At 60.1% G+C, this 21,288-nt stretch carries 17 protein-coding genes and 1 pseudogene; 5 read left to right on the top strand and 13 right to left on the bottom strand.

Translation table 11 applies throughout. From position 1 onward, the window contains the following. Positions 1–745 precede the first annotated feature (745 nt). Positions 746–2,443, top strand: coding sequence for an ABC transporter transmembrane domain-containing protein (locus tag C1922_RS18740; protein ID WP_234413383.1), 1,698 nt, complete (start codon positions 746–748; stop codon positions 2,441–2,443). Here C1922_RS18740 and C1922_RS18735 read toward each other — a convergent pair. Next, entirely contained in the window at positions 2,370–3,650 is a 1,281-nt protein-coding gene (locus tag C1922_RS18735) for an HlyD family efflux transporter periplasmic adaptor subunit (RefSeq protein WP_159092033.1), read from the bottom strand. The genes C1922_RS18740 and C1922_RS18735 overlap by 74 nt on opposite strands. Positions 3,651–4,277: 627 nt before the next feature. Between C1922_RS18735 and C1922_RS18730 the strand changes: the two genes are divergently transcribed. Beyond that, a complete protein-coding gene (locus C1922_RS18730) occupies positions 4,278–4,439 on the top strand; it encodes a hypothetical protein (protein ID WP_159092032.1) in 162 nt (53 codons plus the stop codon). 317 nt (positions 4,440–4,756) lie between these two features. Here C1922_RS18730 and C1922_RS18725 read toward each other — a convergent pair whose 3' ends face one another. From C1922_RS18725 to C1922_RS18715, 3 genes are read right to left on the bottom strand one after another with little or no spacing between them, the layout of a single operon-like run. After that, positions 4,757–6,121 (bottom strand): hypothetical protein, encoded by a 1,365-nt coding sequence (locus tag C1922_RS18725; protein ID WP_108751150.1) that lies wholly within the window; start codon positions 6,119–6,121, stop codon positions 4,757–4,759. A 5-nt stretch (positions 6,122–6,126) separates the two neighbouring features. After that, positions 6,127–8,412 carry a sensor histidine kinase gene (locus C1922_RS18720; protein ID WP_108751149.1) on the bottom strand — a complete coding sequence of 762 codons (2,286 nt, stop codon included), beginning with the start codon at positions 8,410–8,412 and terminating at the stop codon, positions 6,127–6,129. Continuing rightward, on the bottom strand, positions 8,409–9,683 hold the full coding sequence (locus C1922_RS18715) for a DNA methyltransferase (RefSeq protein WP_159092031.1): 1,275 nt from the start codon (positions 9,681–9,683) through the stop codon (positions 8,409–8,411). Before C1922_RS18715 ends, C1922_RS18720 begins: the two co-directional genes overlap by 4 nt. Positions 9,684–10,172: 489 nt before the next feature. On the opposite strand from C1922_RS18715, the gene C1922_RS18705 reads away from it, so the two are divergent. Continuing rightward, positions 10,173–11,366 (top strand): hypothetical protein, encoded by a 1,194-nt coding sequence (locus C1922_RS18705; RefSeq protein WP_108751147.1) that lies wholly within the window; start codon positions 10,173–10,175, stop codon positions 11,364–11,366. A 458-nt stretch (positions 11,367–11,824) separates the two neighbouring features. On the opposite strand, the gene cynS is transcribed toward C1922_RS18705, so the two are convergent. The 6 genes and pseudogenes from cynS to C1922_RS18670 all read right to left on the bottom strand — a co-directional run bounded on the left by cynS (position 11,825) and on the right by C1922_RS18670 (position 16,844). Further along, the gene (gene cynS / locus C1922_RS18700) at positions 11,825–12,157 is read right to left on the bottom strand and encodes a cyanase (RefSeq protein WP_199912201.1); all 333 of its coding nucleotides are present in this window, start codon (positions 12,155–12,157) and stop codon (positions 11,825–11,827) included. A 358-nt stretch (positions 12,158–12,515) separates the two neighbouring features. Then, positions 12,516–13,358: pseudogene (locus tag C1922_RS18695) on the bottom strand (magnesium chelatase domain-containing protein); the annotation flags it as partial. 222 nt (positions 13,359–13,580) lie between these two features. Next, positions 13,581–14,372, bottom strand: coding sequence for a DUF3800 domain-containing protein (locus C1922_RS18690; protein ID WP_108751144.1), 792 nt, complete (start codon positions 14,370–14,372; stop codon positions 13,581–13,583). An 874-nt stretch (positions 14,373–15,246) separates the two neighbouring features. Next, complete coding sequence (locus C1922_RS18680) at positions 15,247–15,741, bottom strand: cold-shock protein (protein ID WP_108751142.1); 495 nt, start codon at positions 15,739–15,741, stop codon at positions 15,247–15,249. A 4-nt stretch (positions 15,742–15,745) separates the two neighbouring features. Then, positions 15,746–16,102: a hypothetical protein gene (locus tag C1922_RS18675; RefSeq protein WP_108751141.1), complete on the bottom strand. Its 357-nt coding sequence runs from the start codon at positions 16,100–16,102 to the stop codon at positions 15,746–15,748. Positions 16,103–16,592: 490 nt separating this feature from the next. Further along, on the bottom strand, positions 16,593–16,844 hold the full coding sequence (locus tag C1922_RS18670) for an accessory factor UbiK family protein (RefSeq protein ID WP_108751140.1): 252 nt from the start codon (positions 16,842–16,844) through the stop codon (positions 16,593–16,595). A 136-nt stretch (positions 16,845–16,980) separates the two neighbouring features. Between C1922_RS18670 and C1922_RS18665 the strand changes: the two genes are divergently transcribed. After that, positions 16,981–17,319 (top strand): P-II family nitrogen regulator, encoded by a 339-nt coding sequence (locus C1922_RS18665; protein WP_108751139.1) that lies wholly within the window; start codon positions 16,981–16,983, stop codon positions 17,317–17,319. Between the two features lie 128 nt (positions 17,320–17,447). Here the strand turns inward: C1922_RS18665 and C1922_RS18660 are convergent, their stop codons facing one another. The 3 genes from C1922_RS18660 to C1922_RS18650 form a co-directional block, all read right to left on the bottom strand. Beyond that, the gene (locus tag C1922_RS18660) at positions 17,448–18,257 is read right to left on the bottom strand and encodes a trypsin-like serine protease (protein WP_108751138.1); all 810 of its coding nucleotides are present in this window, start codon (positions 18,255–18,257) and stop codon (positions 17,448–17,450) included. 94 nt (positions 18,258–18,351) lie between these two features. Next, positions 18,352–18,999, bottom strand: a complete 648-nt coding sequence (locus C1922_RS18655) for a hypothetical protein (protein ID WP_234413381.1) — start codon at positions 18,997–18,999, stop codon at positions 18,352–18,354. Between the two features lie 229 nt (positions 19,000–19,228). Next, positions 19,229–19,888 (bottom strand): RIO1 family regulatory kinase/ATPase, encoded by a 660-nt coding sequence (locus tag C1922_RS18650; protein ID WP_108751137.1) that lies wholly within the window; start codon positions 19,886–19,888, stop codon positions 19,229–19,231. Positions 19,889–20,371: 483 nt separating this feature from the next. Between C1922_RS18650 and C1922_RS18645 the strand changes: the two genes are divergently transcribed. Continuing rightward, entirely contained in the window at positions 20,372–21,277 is a 906-nt protein-coding gene (locus C1922_RS18645) for an aspartyl/asparaginyl beta-hydroxylase domain-containing protein (RefSeq protein WP_199911456.1), read from the top strand. Positions 21,278–21,288: the final 11 nt, after the last annotated feature.

Here is a 21,288-nt window from a genome sequence, read left to right as displayed (position 1 = left end):
TCGAGGCGCACGCCCATCACCGCGCATGATGAGTTCCTCTTGACGACTTCTAGTCATCGCACCTGACCAGGTGGACTTCTCCCAGAGAAGCCTGCTCTTGATCAGCGTGCGCATGGGAACGTGCAGTGCATGCGCCAAAGACCTAATCAAGCGTCAGTACGGAACCTCTACGTCTAACAGTACGGATCGCTTTCCCTCAGCGACCCGATAACAGGCGCGTCGCGATGAGCTCCGCCGACGCACTTCGTATGGCGCGCCCAGAAGATGGAACGAGCAAGCAGTAATGTCACGGCAACACTTCCAGTATCAAAGTGAGCATTCCGAGTGCGGATTGGCTTGTGTGGCCACATCCGCCTCTCTGATGGGCAGAGAGACAACTCTATCCTCTCTTCGAATCAGGCATCCTTCGTCCTCTCAAGGAACGAATGCGGCGGCGCTGATCTCAGCGTTCACCAGCCTCGGCATCCATGCTCGCGCGATCCGTTGCGAAGTGGAAGACCTCCAGCACATTCCGTTGCCCGCGGTACTGCATTGGAAGCTTTCGCACTTTGTTGTGCTCGTTAAGCGCTCACGCGGGCGACTCCACATCTTTGATCCCGCGTCTGGCCACATGAGACTAAGTGGAACGCAGATTTCGGAATCATTTACCGGAGTTGCATTCGAGCTGACTCGGCTTCCAGGCTTGGTCGCTAGCAGAAGTGATCTTCAGTTTAGCATTCGGCGGTTTGCAACGATCACGGCCGAAGTGAAGCAGTCGCTGGGGCTTGGGGCCGTCTACTCTGTGTTCCTTCAGCTCTTCCTGGTCAGCTCGCCGTTCTTCATCCAGATATCGGTAGACGAGGCAGCAACCCATGCAGACACAGACCTACTGGTTCTCCTAGGGCTTGGCTTTGCACTACTTGCGATCTTCAACTTCATAGCTGAGGTACTTCGTTCACGAGCAATGTCGAGGGCTGCAAGCGCTTTGTCGTGGAATGCAACGCGCCGACTGTTCCGACACATGATCCTCCTTCCACTGGCATGGTTCGAACGGAGACGCCTTGCCGACGTGTCGTCGCGATTCGACACCATGGATTCTCTCAAGCAGGCGTTAACGGGCGGCCTTGTGTCCGCTGTTATGGACGGGATTCTGTCGCTTCTACTTGTGGCGACAATGTTCTTCGTCTCACCGGCACTTGCGCTTGTTGGCAGTTCGGCCGCCGCACTCTACTTGGGCCTTTCTTGGGCTTCATCGCCGGTGCGAAACAAGCTGGGCGGGGAGGCCTTCCAGGCATCACTGCGTGAGAAGACTGCCAGGATTGAGACGATCCGTTCAATCGCATCCATCAAATCCGCCGGCGCCGAGCTGAATCGTGAGGCGGAATGGTCGGCCCGACTTGCAGACGCAACCAACGCAGGGAATCGACTAAATTTATTGCTAGCATCCTTGTCTGCTAGCCGCACCTTGCTGGACAATCTCGCGACGGCCGGCGCCGTCTACCTGGGCGTTCATTTACTGCTGGATCAAGCACTGACGGTTGGCGCCCTATTTGCCTTCTTTGCACTCAAGCGCCAACTGTCCGCAAGAATCCATACGTTCGTCCAGCAGATCACCGCCTTCCGCCAGACTGTCCTTCACTCAGATCGATTGGCCGATATTGTTCTAAGTGAGAGCGAGTTGATGGGGCCTGAGGCAATGGATCACCCTCCGCTTGAGGGGCGCATATACGCCCAGAATGTGTACTATCGCTACGGTCAATCGGACGAATTTTCGGTAAAAGCACTCAATATCGCCGTTCATGCGGGAGATTTCGTACTCCTCAATGGTCCGTCCGGTTGTGGCAAGAGCACCATCATGAAGCTGCTCGCTGGTTTGTATACCCCGCAGCAAGGTGAGATCCGGTATGACGGCACGGCATTGTCTACGCCATTCTCGCGCTCCATAAGGTCGCAGATTGGCGTGGTAATGCAAGGGGACGAGCTGCTTGGAGGGAGCATTGGCGAGAACGTAGCGTTCTTTTCTGAGGATGCTGAGCCAGAGAGTATCTGGCGTTGCCTGGCACTGGCTGGGCTCGCGACAGAGGTCAGAGCTATGCCACTCCAGTTGCAGACGCGCATTGGTGAGATTGGAAGCTCATTGTCCGCAGGCCAGCGTCAGCGGCTCCTGATTGCTCGCGCCCTGTACCGCCGCCCCCGTGTTCTCCTTCTTGATGAGGCGACAGCAAACGTTGATCTAGATAAGGAAAGGGAAATTTTCCTCTCGCTGCGATCGATCGGCATCACGATCATTGCCGTTACTCATCGGCCACAGATCGCGAGCCTGGCGACGCTGCTTGCCACATGTGCCGCCGGCTCGATAACAAGCGTGAAGCGTGTGACGCCTGAGCAGATCATTCCAGGCCGGAAAGTGCCGTCCTTGCAGGATCAAATAGCATCTCGAGAAGTGTTCTCCGCTCCATCATAAGATCCACATCAAACTTCATTCCGTCTTCGAGCATGGATGGATCAATCTTTTGATTGCGGGACGTCTCGTGATTGGTGGATGACAGGGAGATGGTGATTGCATACATCGCCTCGGATGCATTCAGATCTCTGGGCAAGTCTGCAACGGGCGTGGGCGCCTTTGCGACCTCCCGTACTGTCCCCGAGATCGTGCCAAACTTGCGATACGGAAACGCCGAGACCTTCAAACGCGCTTCACCTCCAAGCTTCAGAAATCCAATGGCTGATGATTTCACCCATGCACGCCCAATCGCAGGCTCGTTCGTCGCAGCGATGATCATGAGTGATGCACCGGGTTGGACTGACTCGCCCAAAGATGCAATCCGACTTGATACTCGCCCATCCATTGGAGCCGTCAGTGTCTCAGCGCTACTGGCTCGCAACGAGATCTCCTTCTCATCGAACGCGGCCGTCTCAGCCGTAATCATCGACTCGGATGAAGAGACTTGGTGCTCCAATTGGCGCCTCGAGCTTTCCGACGTTCCTATCTTGGATAGCAGCTGGCCCCGCTCTCGTTTGAGACCTACCAGTTGCTGCTGCTGATCCAAAAGCTCACCACGAGCGGCGCGGAACTGTAGTTCCGAGACGATCTTCTCCTTGGTGAGCTGCTCCATAGCCTTAACCGTCCGCTGCTTATCCGCGATCTGCATCTCTTTCAGAGCGACAAGCTCATTGAGGAATTCAACTTGCTCGCGGTTCTCTGCCGACTCAAGCTCAACCTCAAAGATCTTCTGCCTAATGACTTCTACCGTGTCTCCCAGTGAGTCCACGCGCGATAGCATCTGCCTACGAGCTGCTTCGAGGCTACGATTTCCGATACTTATGCCGTCAACTGTCCGGTCATAGGACAGGCTCAGCAGGCTCTGCCCCTTCCGAACTGCCTCATTCGGCTTGACGTGTATTGCCGAAACCACGCCCTGTCGGGTCGCCGTTACGCGCTTTGTTCCCATCTCGGTAGATATCTCCCCCTGGGCGCGTTCTTTCCTAGGAAAGCGTGCTGTAGCTGCGACAGCTACGAGTGCCCCGGCCAGCAGGAGAAAGAACAAGGCGGTAGAGCGCCAGCCAAAGCCTAGGCGGTCGAGCGGAGCGTTCTGGCGGCGCAGATCATCCAGCCGGACAGCCTCGCGAAAGAGCGCGGATGATTGCTTTGCGGAGCGGCCAACGTCCATGTGGGAATTTTCGTTCGGAAGCTGAAAATTATGGCACCTGGCGGCGCCCTCAGTCATCAGGCGTCTGCCCCGAACAGCCTCTGATAGCCCCGTGCGCACATCTGATCAACGTCGATGTAGAGACGATTGAACTGCAAAGGTTCGAAAGAAGCCGCAACCTGTTCTATGTGTGTTGTCCCGATCCCACAACGCGCCCGCTGTTATACACCTTGGAGCTCTCCTACATCTCATTGACAGTAATCTACAGTTGGTTCAACGAGGTGGCCGAATCAGCTCCCGCACCACAGGAGGAATGACCATGGCTCCTGCCAAGGGTTCAGCTGTAGAGTCGGCGGAAGAATTTCCGGAATGCCTGCACTACCAATGCCCGCTTCTGGCCGGAAGCGGACATCGGCGAAGCACCACTTACCCTTGCCGCTTCAAATCTCTCCAGTGATGAAGCATCCAGTCGATTAGCGCCGATAGGAGCGCACTTCGAAATACGCCCTGCGGATAGGTGATGTGTAGCGGGAAGGACGGCCGGCTCCAGCCTGGATGGACCTATAGCAGTTCATCACGCTCCAGCAGCGGTCTGACGCACATCGAAGAATGCTGCCTCATCCCCAGCCCCGCCTGCAGAAGCGCTACATGCGCTTCTCCGTCATTGGTGGCGAACTTCGCAGCTTCGATCTCGACGCGCTGTCCGCTCTGTTCGAAGACCATGGGCACGGGCCGCTGGGTACCGGGCGAGAAGTAGCACGCCAGGACATGGCCTTCCCTGAGGTCGTCAGGATGCGCTGTCCTTTCTGACGTGGAGTATCGTTACACGCTGATGTTTGGCAGGGACGGCGTGCGTGTGGCCGTGGTTTGCCCTGACTCCACCGTGCGCCTGGTTGATGTGGCGGTAGCCAAGGACATGGGCAAGATAGTTAGTCCGCACCGCTGTCTGAGAAGGACACCGTGATCAGCAGCCCTCCGGACGGCCTGAAGAGCGGCGACAAGGTCCAGTTCGCGCCGCCGGCGATAAGGCCTGATCGAGGCCTGCCTGTGCCGCCACGCTATTAGGAAGCAAGGACATCATTAGTTCGACCTACAGTGCATCGGCCCCTTTCGGGGCCGATGTCGGGTCAGCCGCAATCGCAGGTGTTTGGATCGCCCTCATTTGCAGCTGGGCCCGTCCCGGCCGCGACAGGAGGCTCTGGTGGCATCAATGCTGCAGGGATACGCGGAAGCCCCGAACGGTGACTATAGGCGCCGAATCGCTGGGCGACTCTGGTCAAGAAGGGGGCCAGCATCCGTCCAACGCGTTCCCCGGGAAGCTTATTGGCCGCTTTGACAGCGAGTGTTCGATACTTGAACACGACCGTCCTGCCCATGTGCAGTGCAAAGACGATGGTCTCCACATCGGACTCATGGAAGTTTCCAAAGTCTGGGCGGGCGAGCTTGGCGAGCTCTTCATCCGTGACAATTGTGCCCTTGATCAAGTAGAGCTCGGGCTGGCCAAAGCCTTCGCGCCTGATGCAGTCGCATGCCGCTCTGATGTTCAGGAAATAACGAGGGGCTCCGCCGTTCTCATCAAAGAACAGGTCGCCAGTTGAGTATTCCCCTTGCACGAGAAGCTCATTAGGCAGGAGGCGCTCAGCCTGCAGAACTGCATGTAGCGCCTGACGGTACCTCGCATCATTGGCGCCGAAATGTTCCATCGCCACTTCTGAAAACTCGTCGAGATCTGCGGTCAACGGCTTCATCCGCGCCTCGACCAACCTCGTAATCAGCTCACCGAGTTCGGGCGCAGGGGAGACACCGTCTTTCTTGAACGAGTTCCAGAAGATGACCGGCCAGTACTTGTGCTGGTCGTGGAATTCTTTGAAGAGTTGATTGACAGCCAGCGTCTGATGACGCTCCCATTGCTTCAGCACAAGGGCAGATGGAGTTTGCTTGATCCACTCCTCCAGGACATCGAAAAGATTGGCGCCCACCTCCCGCTTACTCTTGATAAGGATGTGAGATCCGAGGTTATCGCCAATCAGTCCCCCTTCCGTGAGAACCTGGGTAACGTGACCGACGTCCTCGTTGGTGAAGATGAAGACGGGGGCATGACGGCGATCACGCAGCTTGGTCAGGAAGTCAACGTTCTCCTGCTCAAACGCACTTTCCAAGCCACCCAAGTGCACGCCGCTTAGATTGAAATCAGGGCGGGCACCGCCTTCATCTTGTCCTTCCCCAACTTCATCCAACTTGGATCCGTGGAGGTTCCAGTCCATCACGAAGAAGGCGGCGTTGGCAAAATTTTCCAGCTCCTCATCACGCTGAGGCAAGGCATCCAGCAGAAGTGCGTGCCCACCTGCATCGTGAATGGCCTCGAGGATGGCCTCAATGCCATCGGGCCCATTGCGCGGCTTCCTCTTCAGCCCATCATCAATGACTACTGCAATGCCCTTGAACAGCCCCTGTGACTCGGCCTGCGCCCGGTCCTGTCGAACAGCGTTCATCGTTCCTATTCCTTTACAAACGAAATGGTTAAGTTGGCGCCCGGCAGGATCTTCTCCTTCGTCGGGGTGACATCGATGGTGTACTCATGCCTCGCCAGCAGCTGGCGAGCAATGTAGAGGCCCAGTCCCCGCCCTTCCTCACCCTTGCCTGAGAAGAACGGCTCAAAGATGAAGGGCAGATCCTCGGCATTGAGCCCAGGGCCGCTGTCGGCGAAGGTCAAGGTGCCGTTGTCACCGTCAAGCACTACGAGGATGTTCTTGGGCGGATTCCGGCCTTCTAGCCAATAGCAGGCGTTGTCGAACAGGTTCAGGAACACCTGCAGAAGAACCGCATCGGTGGTATTGGCTACTAGCGGCGAACCCAAGGTTTGAACCTGATAGTCGATGCCGCGCTTTTCCATCATGCTGGCGTAGAGCCTTTGTACCTTCACCAGAATCTCAGAGACGCGCACCTGCTTGCGCTTCTGCTTGGTGGATCTGAACAGCCTCTGCATCTCCGTCATCGAGCCTTCGAGGAAGGAGACCATGCCACGCAGGGAGGTCAATTCCTGGGCCAAGTGCTGGGCTGAGACGGGCTTTCCGCTACGAGTTTTATCCATCAGATCATTGATGATCCGGTACATCGAACCGATGCTCAGCATCAGATCGTGGGACGCAGCTTCCACTGACAGCCCGACGCCCGCCAGGTGCTCAGTGTCCTCTGCGCGCTTGACCAGATACCTTCTCTCGGAGAGGTAGTTGCGCTTTGCGTCACTGAGGCGTGATTTCGCCTCATCCGGTAGGTCGTCGTCCAGTGCCTCGGAAACTTCATTGAGGCTCTTTTCGACCGCATTCTCTGTGTGGATGGCGATATCCAGGGTGTTCTTCTTGATCCGTACGAGCTTGTCGTAAGGGTCTTTACGCACCCACGCCAGGAAGATCTGGATCATGGCCCTAAAATCGTCGGTCGCCTCACCGACTTCGACCAGCCCTTCGCGGCTGGTCTTATCGCGCAGATCTCGGTTTCTCTCCTGGCTGATCTCTACAACGCCAACGGTCTGGTCGTTGCTGAAGAATTCGCTGGCTTTAACAGTACCTCGGCGAACGTCGATCAACAACCAGTCGTCGCTTGGGTCGCCGTACGGGTAGACGCGAATGCCATCGCGATAGAGATAGATTCGATGTTCGCGAATCAGATCCTTGTCTTCTTTGGTCAGCAGGTGGTGCTCAGCGGCATCCCTGGCAAAGTTGAAGACATAGAATTTGAACTTGAATGGCCCACACGCCGTAAAGCGGCTCTCCAGCTCATTCTTTGAGTTCCTCTCGGGCGCATAGATGTCCCGATAGATCTTCATTCCTGTAAGGGTTGGATCGAGCAGGCCCAGTGTCTGGTGCTTGTCATTGATGGTGAAATCGAACTTTTTCCCGGCCTCATCGTAGGCGCCCTCAATCCGGAAGACGGTCTTCTCAGTCAGCAACTTTTGCAGGATTTCTTCGCTGTCGCTATCGAAGGACTCAAGGTCTTCGTCGCGATAGATGTAGATCCTGAAATCGTCAGGCTTACCCTTGCCGCTCTTTGCGGGCATGCCATCCTGGGCCGAAGCTTCGTCGCGGATGATTCGGTCGAAGACCGACTGCAGTCTTCCTAGATCACGATGAACATTGCTGACACGGTGGCGAGTCCAGGTACCTTGAAGGTGGGAGATCTCAAGTCGAGTCCCATGTGGCTTGCGGGTAACCTGAGTGTCGCCGAGCTGGACCTTGACCCGGTCAATCTCTTGAGCCGGGTCGGTCTCGCTTAGCGTCATGCTCAGCTCATCAAGGAACAATCCTTGCTGGTTCTGAAGGAAGTCCTCGTCGTAGCCGGAGACGTCTAGGTTTAGCGTCAGTTCAGAGGCGGCTCCCTTGGCGCGGGTGGTCATCTCGACGCGTCTACCGAGCTTCAGAAGGGCAAAGCGACCAATGCCTTTCTCACCTTGGACGATTCGTCCCTTGGCTGTCTTCTGACGCTTCAATTGCTTATTGATCAACTTGCCCGGCGTCGCAGGGTTGACCCAATGGTTCTCGATGATATCTCGGTCCATGCCAATGCCGTCATCTTCGATGATGATCTTTGCATTGGAGCCGACTGCCTGAAAGTCTTTGTTGAAGCTCTTGAAGGTGAGCTTCACCCAGCTGGCATCGGCGTCGTAGGCGTTCTTGATGAGTTCTACCAGCGCTACGCGCTCATTCTTGATGAGCTGATCACCCAGCATCGTAAGAAGGCGGGCATAGGGTCTGAACTTCAGAGGCTTGGGCTTGGTTCGCTTCATCGGTGTGCCATGAGTACGTACTCGTGCGAGTAGATATGGTTTGAGGTCTTCGTACGGCTGAACTTGCCCGTGGGTGTCCTGTACGGGGTGGCCGCCTTATTGGAGATGGTTCGCTTTGTTGCTCGGACGGTCCTGAACCCAGCGCAGAGGAGCGATTCTGTAAGGTGGCTGGCGTTGTCCACGTCTACCCCGCGGTACTGGGTATTGCCGATTACGAACATGGCGATTCCACCAGGCCGGACGATACGCATCGCACGGCCCGCAATTGCCTGCATATCAGTGAAGTAGTTGGCGACAGATTGCGCCGCGCGCTTGTCCTGCTCGTAGAGAGAGAACACCGTGCGTGTCGCAGTCCGGTTCAGATCCCGGATGCCCTTGGCCAAGCGGAAGTCGTGTTGCGTGCTTCCGATGGATCCATCGCGTAGCTGCCGGTGGTCATCTGCGTAACCCAGGAACAAGGACGACAACTGGTGCAAGTCCGCATATTCGTATGATGTGACATATGGTGGACTTGATACGAGCAGGTCGACTCGACGCTTTGGGAGCGCTACGTTCAGTGCGTTTCCAAGCTCAACGACAGCAGCGGGGCTGTGGGATAGGTCGCCCGCTTCCTCAATGGCTTGAGCGACAGTAAGAGCGTGCTTCAGAAAGGTGGCGAAGACGTCCGGAGGAAGCTTGTCGCCATCCAGTGTGGGCTTGATGGCTCTCTGCTGCCACTGAGAGCATGGCTTGAGGACTGCCGAGAACGTGCACAGGTAAGCATCCTGTAGAGGCGATGGGTCCGGAAGAACGTGCCTGATGGCATTCAAGATCCTGGCGAGATCGGCAAACTGCTCTGGCCGGAACCAGCGATTGAGGCGCTCTCGGGCAGAGGGGGCCAGCTGGATGTCGCCCTTGGCTCGTCGCGCACGCCGCATGACTAGATCAAGGGTGCTACGAAACTCCAGTGGGCAGAGGTCCGCGCTCTTCGTGCGGGCGATCAGGGTGGCCACCGGGTTGATATCACAGCCCCAGAACCCTAAACCTAGACGGCGCGCCTCGTGGGCCACAGTGCCGCAGCCGCAAAAGATGTCGCCAACCGTCTTCACCCGCACGCCAATGCTTCTTGCATAGCTGATCCCGCGTTCGGCTAGAAAGGCAGGAAATTTTGCGGGATAAGGATGAATTCGATGGATGCGCGGCTCTTTGGAGGCATGCGTATCCCACTCCGGATCAGCCGGAGCGTTGAGTAGGGGCATATCCCACAGCTGCCCTACATCCGTGATGTCCACGAACTGCCTATCCATAGCGATTTCCCCTGTCTGTTGATCGTAGGTGAATTTGCCTCCCTTGCATACTAGATGGGATATGCATACCATGCAAATTATGCAAGCGGTCAAACATCCAGTAACTGCGGATCTCGTGGGTCGGGCGAGACGCAAGCTAGGCCTGAAACAAGGCCAGTTCGCCATTAGGCTGGGGAAGTCTCAGGGTGTTGTGTCTCGTTACGAGACGGGAGAGGTAGAACCTCCTGGCGAAGTAATGATGCATTGCATGCATATACTGGCTTCCGTGAGTGAGTCTGCGGCCTCAACGGCTACCGGTTCTCAGGCCACCGAGGTGCCTCCCAGCCCTCAGGCCTTGGATCAGCTGGTCCAGACCCTGGAGGGTGCGCTGTCTTTGGCCCGATCCATGCGGGACAAGTCAGCTGGTCTCATCCAGGGCGACGAAAAATGACGACAATCGCCATCAGCCAAGGCAGGCTTGAGGACCTCATCTAGATGCAAACCCGCACTGTCCATCCCTTCCCGGCCCGAATGGCGCCTGAGTTGGCTCTCAACTCTTTGGTTTCGCTGCCTGCCAAGAGCATCGTCCTGGATCCCATGGCCGGCTCCGGTACGGTGCTTCGCCAAGCCTTGTCGCTGGGCCATAGCGCTATCGGTTTCGACATGGACCCGCTCGCTGTATTGATGAGCCGCGTATGGACTTCTCATTTCGACGTTGAGGCGGGGCGGGCGGAGTTGGCATCTGTCCTGGAAGAGGTCGCTGCAGTGGATCTCAGGCGTGTGCGCCTGACATGGCAGGATGAGGAAACTATTCAGTTCATTCGCTATTGGTTCGGAGATCAGCAGCGGCGCGATCTGACTCGCATTGCTTCTGTCTTTGATCGCAGGCGCAAGTCAGCTCGCTCAGGCGCGCGCCGCGCAGCGCTGGATATGCTCCAGGTCGCTCTCAGTCGAATCATTGTGACCAAGGAGCAGTGTGCCTCGCTTGCTCGCGATACGTCGCATAGCCGTCCGCACCGTGTGACCCTTGAGTCCTCCTATGATGTCTTGGAAGGTTTCAAGCGATCTGCGACGCAGCTGATGACGCGTCTGTCATCCAATCAGGCGGCCAATCACGAGCACGGTCAGGTGAAGGTGTGCCTGGGCGACGCGCGCGCGATCAAGCTGCTCGATAGCAGTGTCGACGCGATTATGACGTCACCGCCGTACCTCAATGCCATCGACTATATGCGAGGCCACCGGCTTTCATTGGTATGGCTCGGGCACAGCGTAGGGGAGTTGCGCAAGATTCGCTCCAGCACGATCGGTGCCGAAAGAAGCTTCGACGCTCAGTGCTCCATCGCTGAGACTATCGCAAATGCCATGTGTGACTTGGAGCGCCTGGAACCGAAGCAGCAGCGCATGATCATCCGGTACGCAGGCGACTTGGAGCGCATGATGCACCAGGCTGCCCGAGTACTGCGAAAGGGGGGCTCGGCGACTTATGTACTGGGCAACTCCTGCCTCAAGGATGTTTTCATCAGCAATTCAGAGGGCGTAGCCAAGGCAGGAATCCAGGCCGGCTTGACCCTGGCCAGCTTGGCTGAGCGTGATCTGCCAGCAGCAAGTCGATACCTGCCGGTTACTCAGAGCGGCAACCTGTCCAAGCGGATGCGCACTGAGACCATCCTGACCTTCGTTAGGGCTTGATTGCCGGTATCCCTGTGGCTGGACTCGGCTCTGTCTCCCAGGAGAGCCTGGAGGCTGAGGAGGTCTTCGATGAAACAGCAGCCGCATGGACGCATCGGTCCACGCGGCAATGAGGTGTCAGTCAACTTGAGGTAGAGTCCCCGCCCGAATCATCTCGGCGATCAGATGCGCGTGGGCACGCATGCAGCAGTTGATCGGGTAAGGCTATCGCGCATTGAACGCTAGCTGCTCGCAGACCCCGCGCCGCTAAAATGCTGGAGCAGCCGCGCCGCGGCGACGAGTGGGGAGGGGGCGGCACCCATACGGCCCAGCAGGTGCGCGGTTGGGGCTTGGATCACGCAGGCAAAGACAATGGCGGCCGGGGGGTGTGTACGGTGCCAACGAGGTCCGAGCCTCAAGTTAGAGACGCCCACTGGCGCAACGGCCCGGCCTAGAACGGCCGGGCCGTAAACTACCAATCAGAACGGCTTGGTCGGCAGATACTTGCCATCCAGGGTGATCACGGCACGCGAGCCGCCCTCCGGATCATCGACCTTCTGGACGTCCAGCTTGAAGTTGATGGCGCTGATGATGCCGTCGCCAAACTTCTCGTGCACCATTGCCTTGAGCGTAGTGCCGTACACCTGCAGCATCTCGTAGAAGCGGTAGATGGTGGGATCGATCGGCACGCCGGCCCCAATGCTGCCGCGCATCGGGATGGACTGCAGGAGCGCAACCCCTTCGGCGTCCAGATCGAGCTTAGCGCCTCGGTTTTTCGGCATATTGCGCACAACTCCGCGCAGTTGCGACATGGCTAGGTAGAAAAAGCAGCCGGATCGAAGACTCGGACTCGAAGAGTTCACTGGTCTGGCCTGGGCTGCATCCATCTAGCTGCCAAGCTTGGAGGCGGGGGAGTGGCTCCCGGCGCGCCCGTTGGCCTCCTCGGTGAATGGCTCGCGGCACTAGCTTTCCTGGCCACGCGGCCGCATCCGTTCCGTAACCATTTGCTCATGTCGCAGAGGGCGTTGAGTAGATCTCACTTGCCTCCGTGCATGCACCTCAGGTTATTCACTTTAAATATCAAAGAGATGCGGTTCGCCAAGTGCGAGGGCTTCGATCTCGGGTGTCTCGTTTCTAAATGTTGAGTCTCTCTTTTACGTGGAAATGACAGCCGCCACCCACCAGCGCGGCGGCGCTGGCGCTGTGGTGCGGGGATCGAAAGGGGCGCTGCCGCCAACGCCGTGGGTCCAAGCCTTCGCCACTGACCGATGCAATGGCAGCCAACTGCAGCGCCTCGGCCTCGTCGGTATCGGGCAGCAGGCTGGGCAGGCGCGAGGCCAGCAGGGTCTTGCCGCAGCCGGGGCTGCCGATCAGCAGCAGATGATGGCCGCCCGCCGCCGCCACTTCCAACGCGCGCCGCGCATGCGCCTGTCCACGCACATCGGCCAGATCGGGCAGCGGCAGCGGCGTGGTGTCCACGCGCTGCACCGGTGGCAGCAGGCGCGGGTTGCTCAGGCCCGCACAGCATTCCAGCAGGGTGCGGGCCACGCGCACATCGGCGTGCTCGGCCAGCGCCGCCTCGGCGGCGTTGCCGGGCGGCACCACCAGGATGCGCCCCGCGTCGGCGGCGGCAATTGCGGCAGGCAGCGCGCCGCTGACCGCCCGCAGCTCACCGGTCAGGCCGAGCTCGCCAAGGAATTCGTACTGCAGCAGCGCTTGCGGATCGACCTGACCGCTGGCAGCCAGGATGCCAAGCGCGATGGCCAGATCGTAGCGGCCGCCTTCCTTGGGCAGATCGGCTGGGGCCAGGTTCAATGTGATGCGCCGCTGAGGAAAATCGAACCGCGCGCAGAGCAGGGCCGCACGCACGCGTTCGCGCGATTCGCGCACGCTGGCTTCGGCCAGGCCGACAATCTGGGTGACCGGCAGGCCGCCGGACAGATGCACTTCCACCCGCACCAGCGGCGCATCGACCCCGGCGCGGGCGCGGCTGTGGACCAGTGCCAGGCTCATGTGTGGTTTCCTGCGGGGGAGCGCTTGATGGTGGGGGAAGCGCTGGGTGAGAAACCATCGGGGATTGCGGGTGGAGGGGCTAGGGGATTCTGGGAGGTTGGTGGGGGGGGCGGACCGGCTAGCCTAGGTGCGTTGGAAGATAGACTCTCGTAAGACACCCAGAGCGATGGAAGGGAATCGCCAATAGCGCCTACGAAAGGCTGGCCGGTCGAGTCCGCCCCGTCATCTTGGCTCGAGACCCTTTGCTTTTCGGTCCTCAAGGTGAATGGCGTCGAATTCTGCACGACCGAATTCTGGTCGCACCTTGGCGATCCTCACGTCATCGCTATTGAGATCGAGCTGACCCAAAATTCTGATCTGCTCTTGCTCGTGCGAGCTCCGATTGCTCTTCGTCGACAAGTTGGTAAGCCTGTTGATCGCATAGGCAATGAAGTCTGCAATCTGTAACAAGGGCTCTTGCTTTGAGCTTTCGTAGTAACCCTCAAAACTCCCAGACCAATCAGGAAAGAAGCCCTTTCCGAACTCGTCGCCGGGATCCCCGCGCCCTTCGTCCATGATGAGCACAACCTTCTGACCCTTCAAGAACTGACGCAACTTTAGGATCAAGAGGAACAGTGATTGATCCTCCTTCTTCTGAGGATCTAATCCGTGCACATTGGTCGCGATCGCAACTCCGTGATCAGCGAGGGTACGGTCATCGACCGTCTGAATCAGAACTGGCCACCGGTAATGGTTGTAGATCTTCACAAAAAACGAAAGCAATCTCAGGACGTGATCTTCACTTAGCGAGATCCAGTCGCGTTTCTTGTTGACGATCTCTACGAAATGAAATTCGCTCGGTCGCTTTCCAAGCAGTTCTGTGAGCTCATCAAGACAGCTATTCAGCTGTTCGCGAACATGCTCAACCTCATCGTCTGCGAAGCAAACCGCCACGTTTGTCCTCCGATTCGAAGTTACATAGTTCGAATCGATCGTGACGTTGGATGAGTAGGTGTCGTCAATCGCAATGTACATGATGCCCTCCTTGAGCCACGGCCACTAGAAGCCACATCAGGCTCCTAGCCAGATAAGTTCGCGCTTTCGTTCAACAGTCTGCTGTTGAACGATTTGATCCTAGAACGTAGACCGGCCAGACTTCCGTAGACACTTATGAGGCGCTTTGCGCGTAGCGCCGTTGAAAATCGATCGAGGCCTACTCCGAAGCTCCCCAGAGATTTCCATTTCATTCGACCTGTCCTGTGGTCGTGCAACGCGCTCGACGCTTCAGATGTCTCGATCCGTGACACTGGCATCTTCGCCCCGCCGAAGTGATGTATGACGCACACGGACTAACGTTGCCGACATCTCCGGGTGCATGCTTGACCCTGTTCAACCCTTCGCATTGTCTGGCTGCAGATTAGATGTATATCTCTAATCTGCAGCCCGGCCGCCCATTTCTTAGGTGTATACATCTAATGCAGACAATCGCAGAGCTCGGGATTGCCGTCGCCAGTCGTCGGCGCGCCCTGCGCATGACGCAGGCCGAGGTGGCCGCGCAAGCCGGAGTATCGTCTGACACGCTGTCTCGGTTCGAACTTGGAAGGGTGGCAGAGTTCGGGTCCCGAAAGCTGCTTTCAGTTCTGTCCGTGTTGGGTATGGAGCTGGAGTTCGTGGGCGTGCAGGCCACCGGTGATCTGGACGAGCTCCGGAAGGAGCACAGGGCGCCAAGGCCATGAAACTTTCCATGTGGAACTTCTAGGCACGTGATCGCTTCACTGCATCGTTCCCATCACTCCCGCCGAGCCTCTGACCCGCTGGTTCGCAAGATGCTCAAACTAGCGCGCTTTCTGTTCGCCGAGATGGCTGGCCGGCATGATGCGATTGGTCACTGGCATTAACGGGCACACGCCTAACCAGCCTCCAGATGCCTCCCAACCAGACAACGCTCATTCTCAGCCACCGACCCACCCGGCTCCATCCGCTTCTCGATCCATGACCGCCCCGCGCGCTCCATCAACAACCAGCTGTCGTTCTGATAGATGGTCATCCAACGCTCGAAACTGGCGCGCAGGTCCTCGATATCCGGCGCGCGCATCTGCGCATCACCCGGCATACGAATCACCACGCGCGCGGTCGTGTTCTCCACGTCCAGAACCTGCACGCCTCTGCACAGAATCTCGAATGACACCAGGCGGGCGCCGCCATCGCGCGCACGCAACTCAAACCCCTGTCGCGCCTTCACCGTAACGAAGGCGAGCGCATTGCTGTGCAGTTGCCGGTAGTCCACCGGCTGCAGCTTCTGGTACGACCACACCTGTTCGCTTGCTGGCGCGGGCCAGGCAGCCCACACGGTGCCGAACAGCGCGATGCAGGCGGCAACAGCGGTAAACACGTTCCTCTTCATGCGCTTACTCCCGTGGCCGCAGGCGTTCGTGGATGAATACTGTCAGCGCGACATCGGCCATTACCAGGCCCTCCATCACGCGGTCGCCCACGTACTGATCGGGCTCGCCGTTCTGCCGTGTGCGCTCGGCGGCCAGCAGCAGTTCCTGCACGATGCGCTGGCCGGTCAGGGCGCAGTCGGCGTCGGCCAGGGCGATCTGCCGGCTGCGCAGCGGGTGGCGTTCGGGCCAGGGCTGGCCGTCGGCGGCAGCACCGGCGCCGATGCTGTGCAGCACGGCAATCAGGCTGTTGGGGTCACGCGCCGGGGTGGGCGAGGGCGCTTCCTGGATGGGGCGCGGTGGCGGGGAATGTGGCGTGGTCATGGCTGGCTCCGTGCATGCAGGCAGAAGCCGCCACCGATAAAGGTGGCGGACGATGCGTGGCTCGAAAACCGGTTGCTGTTGAGGCCGGCGGGTACAAGACCCCCACGCACCGCCCGCCATAGCCGGCAGACGGATTGCCAGCCGGCACCACACGCGGTGGTGCCGACTGACAAGCGTAAACAACAACAGCAAACCGGGTTTTCGACGCCCGACCACCCGTTTTCGGTGGCCCTACCAGAGTTGCCAGATGTTGTTGGAGATGCCAAGGGGATGGGGTCAAAGACGCCAAAGCCCTGGTCGCTTTCGGCATTGTGGCACAGCGTGTAACGGCGTCGAGAGCCTTGCAGGGCAGCGCTTCTGCAAGGATTGGACGTTATGTGCCGGGTTTTCCACTATGGGGTCGCTGGCTGTGGCAAATGCGACATCGACCGCGCTGCTACCGGCGGTAGCCATGGCCCAAAGTAACGGCGGCATTGCACCGCCGCCTCATTCACTCCGCGCTGCCGCGCCCTTCCAGTTCGCGCACCGTGGCTTCCAGCGCATCCAGCTTCTGGCGGGTCTTCAGCAGCACCGCACGCTGCACTTCAAACTCTTCGCGGGTGACCAGGTCCAGCTTGGCCAGGCCGGCCTGCAGCGCGCTCTTGAAGGTGGCCTGCAGTTCCTCGCGCGATTCGCGCAGGCCCGGCGGCACCAGGTCGCTCAGGCGGCGGGCAAGGTCATCCAGTTGGTTCAGGTCGATCATGGGGGTACTCCGGGGTGCGGTCGGGCCGTGCAGGCCACAAGGATACTGCCGGGCCGGTCGCCCGCACAGGCGTGGGCGGTTTCGCACCGGGGGCGTTCAGGCGCTATCCTCCACGCCGGAATACAGGAGATTGGCGATGAAGATGGTCATGGCGGTAATCAAGCCGTTCAAGCTCGACGACGTGCGCGAAGCGCTGGCCGAGCGCGGGGTGACCGGCATTACGGTAACCGAGGTGAAGGGCTTTGGTCGGCAGAAGGGCCATACCGAGCTGTACCGCGGCGCCGAGTACGTGGTCGATTTCCTGCCGAAGGTGAAGCTGGAAGTGGCCGTGACCGACGACCAGGTGGAGGCCGTGGTGGAATCGATCGTGAAGGCGGCAGGCACCGGCAAGATCGGCGACGGCAAGGTGTTTGTGTACGACCTGGGCAGCGTGGTGCGTATTCGTACGGGTGAACTGGACGCTGACGCGCTGTAAGTGGGCTGTGGCCTGTGGGCTGCAGGAAGCCGGAACGCGACGGGGTAGAGTCGACTGTCAGTCGACTGCTCTTCCCGTCCGTGACCGAAATGCCCGCGCTGCGCGCGATAGTCGACTAATAGTCGACTCTACGGGGCGGTGCGCATCACGCGGTCGATCCAGTCGGCATAGCGCGAAATGCGCACGTTGTGCACCACCTGCCCGTAGTAGCCGGCTTCAAGCGCATGCTCGGGCACTGCGGTGATCCACGAACCCAAGCCGATCAGCTGCCAGTCCTGAGCGTCGCGGATCAGCAATGGCCCGCCGCTGTCACCGCTGCCGAGCACGCCTTCCAGCGGGAGGCCGCCTCCGGGGCCGTCGAATCGATACCAGAGATAACGATCATTGCCGCCGGTCACCGCGTTTTCCGCGCGGCGCAATACCCCGCGGTGCGATCCACCCGGCGCCAGCCCGGTCATGCCAGTGCCCGTGGCCCCCTTGCCGACCAAGGTAGCGATCTTTCCCGCTTCGTCCTGGCCGCGATAGAGGCGAACCGGCGCAACGTCGCTGACCGGTGCGGCCAGCTGGATCACGGCGATGTCATCGGAGGCGGCGAGGAAGGCATGGATGGGGCCTGGGTTGCCTGACGCCAGCGCCGCCTGGCCAAGCGCATCGGGCATGCGCCGGTAACCGGGATGCACGAACACGCGCTCGACACGGTACGGGTGACCGTTGATCTGCACTTCGGCGTCCATGCCCTCCATGGGCGCGGCGTGTGCGGCGGTCACTACCCAGCGCGGCGCGATCAGGACGCCGTGGCCCTCGCCGGGCAGGTCGGCCAGGGCCGGAAATTCGGAGGCCGGTACGCGGTAGGCGCTGTCATCCACATCGCTGCGGATGACGATGGCGCCGGCGGTGAAGGGCAGGGTAGCCAGGGCGAGTAGGAGCCAGCGGCGCATGGTTCGGTGCAGTCCTGTGCGTGGAAGGCGATGACCCTAGCCGGGATTGGCTGGCGCGAACACCCGTGTGCGACGAAGTGCCCTCCCGGTGCGATCAACCCGGCGGAATGAGGGGTGACGACTGCCATTCCGGCAGACGGAGCGCGCGGCGGGTGCGCGTTACGATGGCGGCGATCTCTGCCTCGAAGCCGCCACCAGGTTGCAGCAGCGGCACGAGTTTGGCGCAGCGTTGCTTCAGCACATCGACCCAGGGCTCTGGATCGGTTTCCGTGGCGGCCAGTGCGAAGTGCCTGCGACCCTCCTCGTAAGCGCCCGCCAGCCCGGCGGTGATTCCGGCATGCATGTGTTCGCGGATGCGGGGAGTGGGGTGACGGCGCATTAGTTCACGCACATGCCCCGGGGCGGGGAAGCGGTCACGCAGGGCCAGTACCTCGGTGGCAGCCTGCTCGGCCAGTGCCTGCGCGACCGCGGTAAATTCGGCGGTATCGGTGAAGGGCTGAAACGGGGCGACGCGGTAGCCCGCATCGAAGGACAGGAAATCCTTCTCCTCCCAGAGCCATGACGCGCCGACATTGAGATAGCTGCCCCTGCTCCAGGCTGAGGGCTGGAACTCGATCACCCCGACCCACCAGCCGTGGTCGTCAAGCCAGGTGCGCGAACGGCCCTTCTGCACGCAGCCCAGCGGCCGCAGAATGGATCGGGCGGCTGCAGTCAGCAGGCGGGTGTGTTCCGGTGTCGGCATCCCCAGCGTCCTTGCGAGTGGCGTGGCGAGGAGTATCGCAGACGCGACGCGACGGGATGCCGGAATTCGACGGGATGCCGGAACGCGGCGGGGTGTCGGAATGCGACGGGATGTTGGTACGCGACGGGGTAGAGTCGACTGTCAGTCGACTCTACCCCCGCCACGCATTCCATCCCGCCAAGCATTCATTGCCGTCAGGCCATGCACCCACCCTGCGGCCAAACAGCGCTTAACGCTGCTTCGCCCACTTATAGAACCGCTTCCAGCTCTGGCGCACGGCGGACACCCAGCCCGGGTCGGCCACCAGCGCGGCCTGGGCGGCGCTCGGGGCCTGGCCGGTCACGCGCTGGCGCATCTTCAGCAGGTTCTTCATGTCGCTGCGGCTCAGCTGGCGGCTGAGCGGGTTGCGGCGCAGCCAGCGCGGTACGCGCCAGGCCGAGGTGAAGTCCAGCAGCACCGGTACGCCGGCGCTCACCACCACATTGGTGCCGTGCAGGTCGTTGTGGGTGATGCCAGCGGCGTGCAGGCGGCTGAGGGCGTGCTGCAGCTGTTCGAACACATCGTTGCCCACGGCCTGGGCGGTGCTCAGGGTCTGGCCCGGAATGAATTCCATGCCCAGCGCCAGGCCGCCCAACGTGCCCAGCAGGGCCGGCGCGTGCTTCCAGCCACCCAGGCGCTGCAGCATGCGCGCTTCGCGGCGAACCATCAGGCGCGCGATCAGCGAAACCGGCGTGCCACGGTAGCGGGAATAGTCCTTCACCACGGCCGGGCGGCCGTCCATGCAGGTGCGGTAGACGTCCGGGGCCAGGAAACGATCGCCGCGCTTGAGCAGCAGCGGGGCCACGGCGTCATCGGCGCAGGACGGGGAGGGGGAGGCAGAGAGATTCATGTGCGGGGTCTCGGACGACCCGGTGGGCGGCGCTGAGCGTCAAGCGAACCGGTACGACTGGGGGGATTAGCTAAACTTTCGTTAAGTGCAATTTTAGTACCGCCGAGTTCGCTATTCCACGGTTTGTCGTAGAAATGTCGGGGTCGTTCCTGGAACAGTTCGTCGCGCAGGCTCGGACAATTCTGTCTCAGTTATCTGGCATTTCTATATATATCAATATTTTGGAGTTCCTCGATGTGGCCCGTCCGGTCGCAGGCGAGAGGCCGTGGACCTTGGGCAGCGCTCACCATCGCCGCTGAACCGGAGTCACGTCCGTCTTGACCACGGCCCACCGGCTGCCGACCATAAGCTGTTAACCCGCGACATCGGCGGCCGCTCCCACCCGGCACGTCACCGTCCCCTGCCGCGTCCCCAACCTGGTGCTGGCCGCGCGGCCGCATCGTTCGTTTCCCTGTCCGGCACCCGCTGGAGGAAAGTGTTTTGATCATCAAGATTGTCCTGGCAGCGCTGTTCGTGGCCTGCGTGCTGTACATCCATTTCCGCGGCAAGGTCCGCGCGCGCTGGTCGCGCCAGTTGCTGGACCATTCCAGCTTCATGGCCCCGATCAACGTGATCATGTACCTGTTCTCGAAGGTGCCGACCACCCCGTTCCTGGACCCGGGCAAGGAGCTGCCGCAGCTGGAACCGCTGCGCCAGAACTGGCAGGTGATCCGCGATGAGGCACTGGCGCTGCGCGATGCGCAGAAGATCGCCGCCTCCAGCAGCTACAACGATGCCGGCTTCAATTCGTTCTTCCGCCGTGGCTGGAAGCGCTTCTACCTGAAGTGGTACGGCCCGTCGCACCCGTCGGCCAAGGCCATGTGCCCGAAGACCGTGGCGCTGATCGAATCGATTCCCGATGTGCGTGCGGCGATGTTCGCGCAGCTGCCGCCGGGCAGCGAACTGCGCCCGCACCGCGACCCGTTCGCCGGTTCGCTGCGCCTGCACCTGGGCCTGAGCACGCCCAACGACGATGGCTGCTACATCGTGGTGGACGGGGTGAAGAAGAGCTGGCGCGATGGCGAGTGGATGATGTTCGACGAGACCTACATCCACCATGCGCACAACGAGACCGACCAGGACCGCGTGATTCTGTTCTGCGATATCGCCCGCCCGCTGCGGTTTGGCCTGCCGGGCCTGTTCAACCGCGCAGTGGCGGCCACCCTGCTGGCCGGCGGCGCATCGCCGAACCTGCCCGGTGACCCGACCGGTGGCGTGAACAAGGCCTTCGGTGGCCTGTACAAGGTGCGGCTGAAGGCCAAGGCGCTGCGCGAACGCAGCGTGGTGGCCTACCAGGTGATCAAGTGGGGCCTGGTGGTGGCGGTGATTGCCGGTATCTGGGCGATCTGACCGCCGGTTTC

Source organism: Stenotrophomonas sp. ZAC14D2_NAIMI4_7, assembly GCF_003086675.1.
Lineage (GTDB): Bacteria > Pseudomonadota > Gammaproteobacteria > Xanthomonadales > Xanthomonadaceae > Stenotrophomonas.
This window is presented reverse-complemented; position numbering and strand designations above follow the sequence as displayed.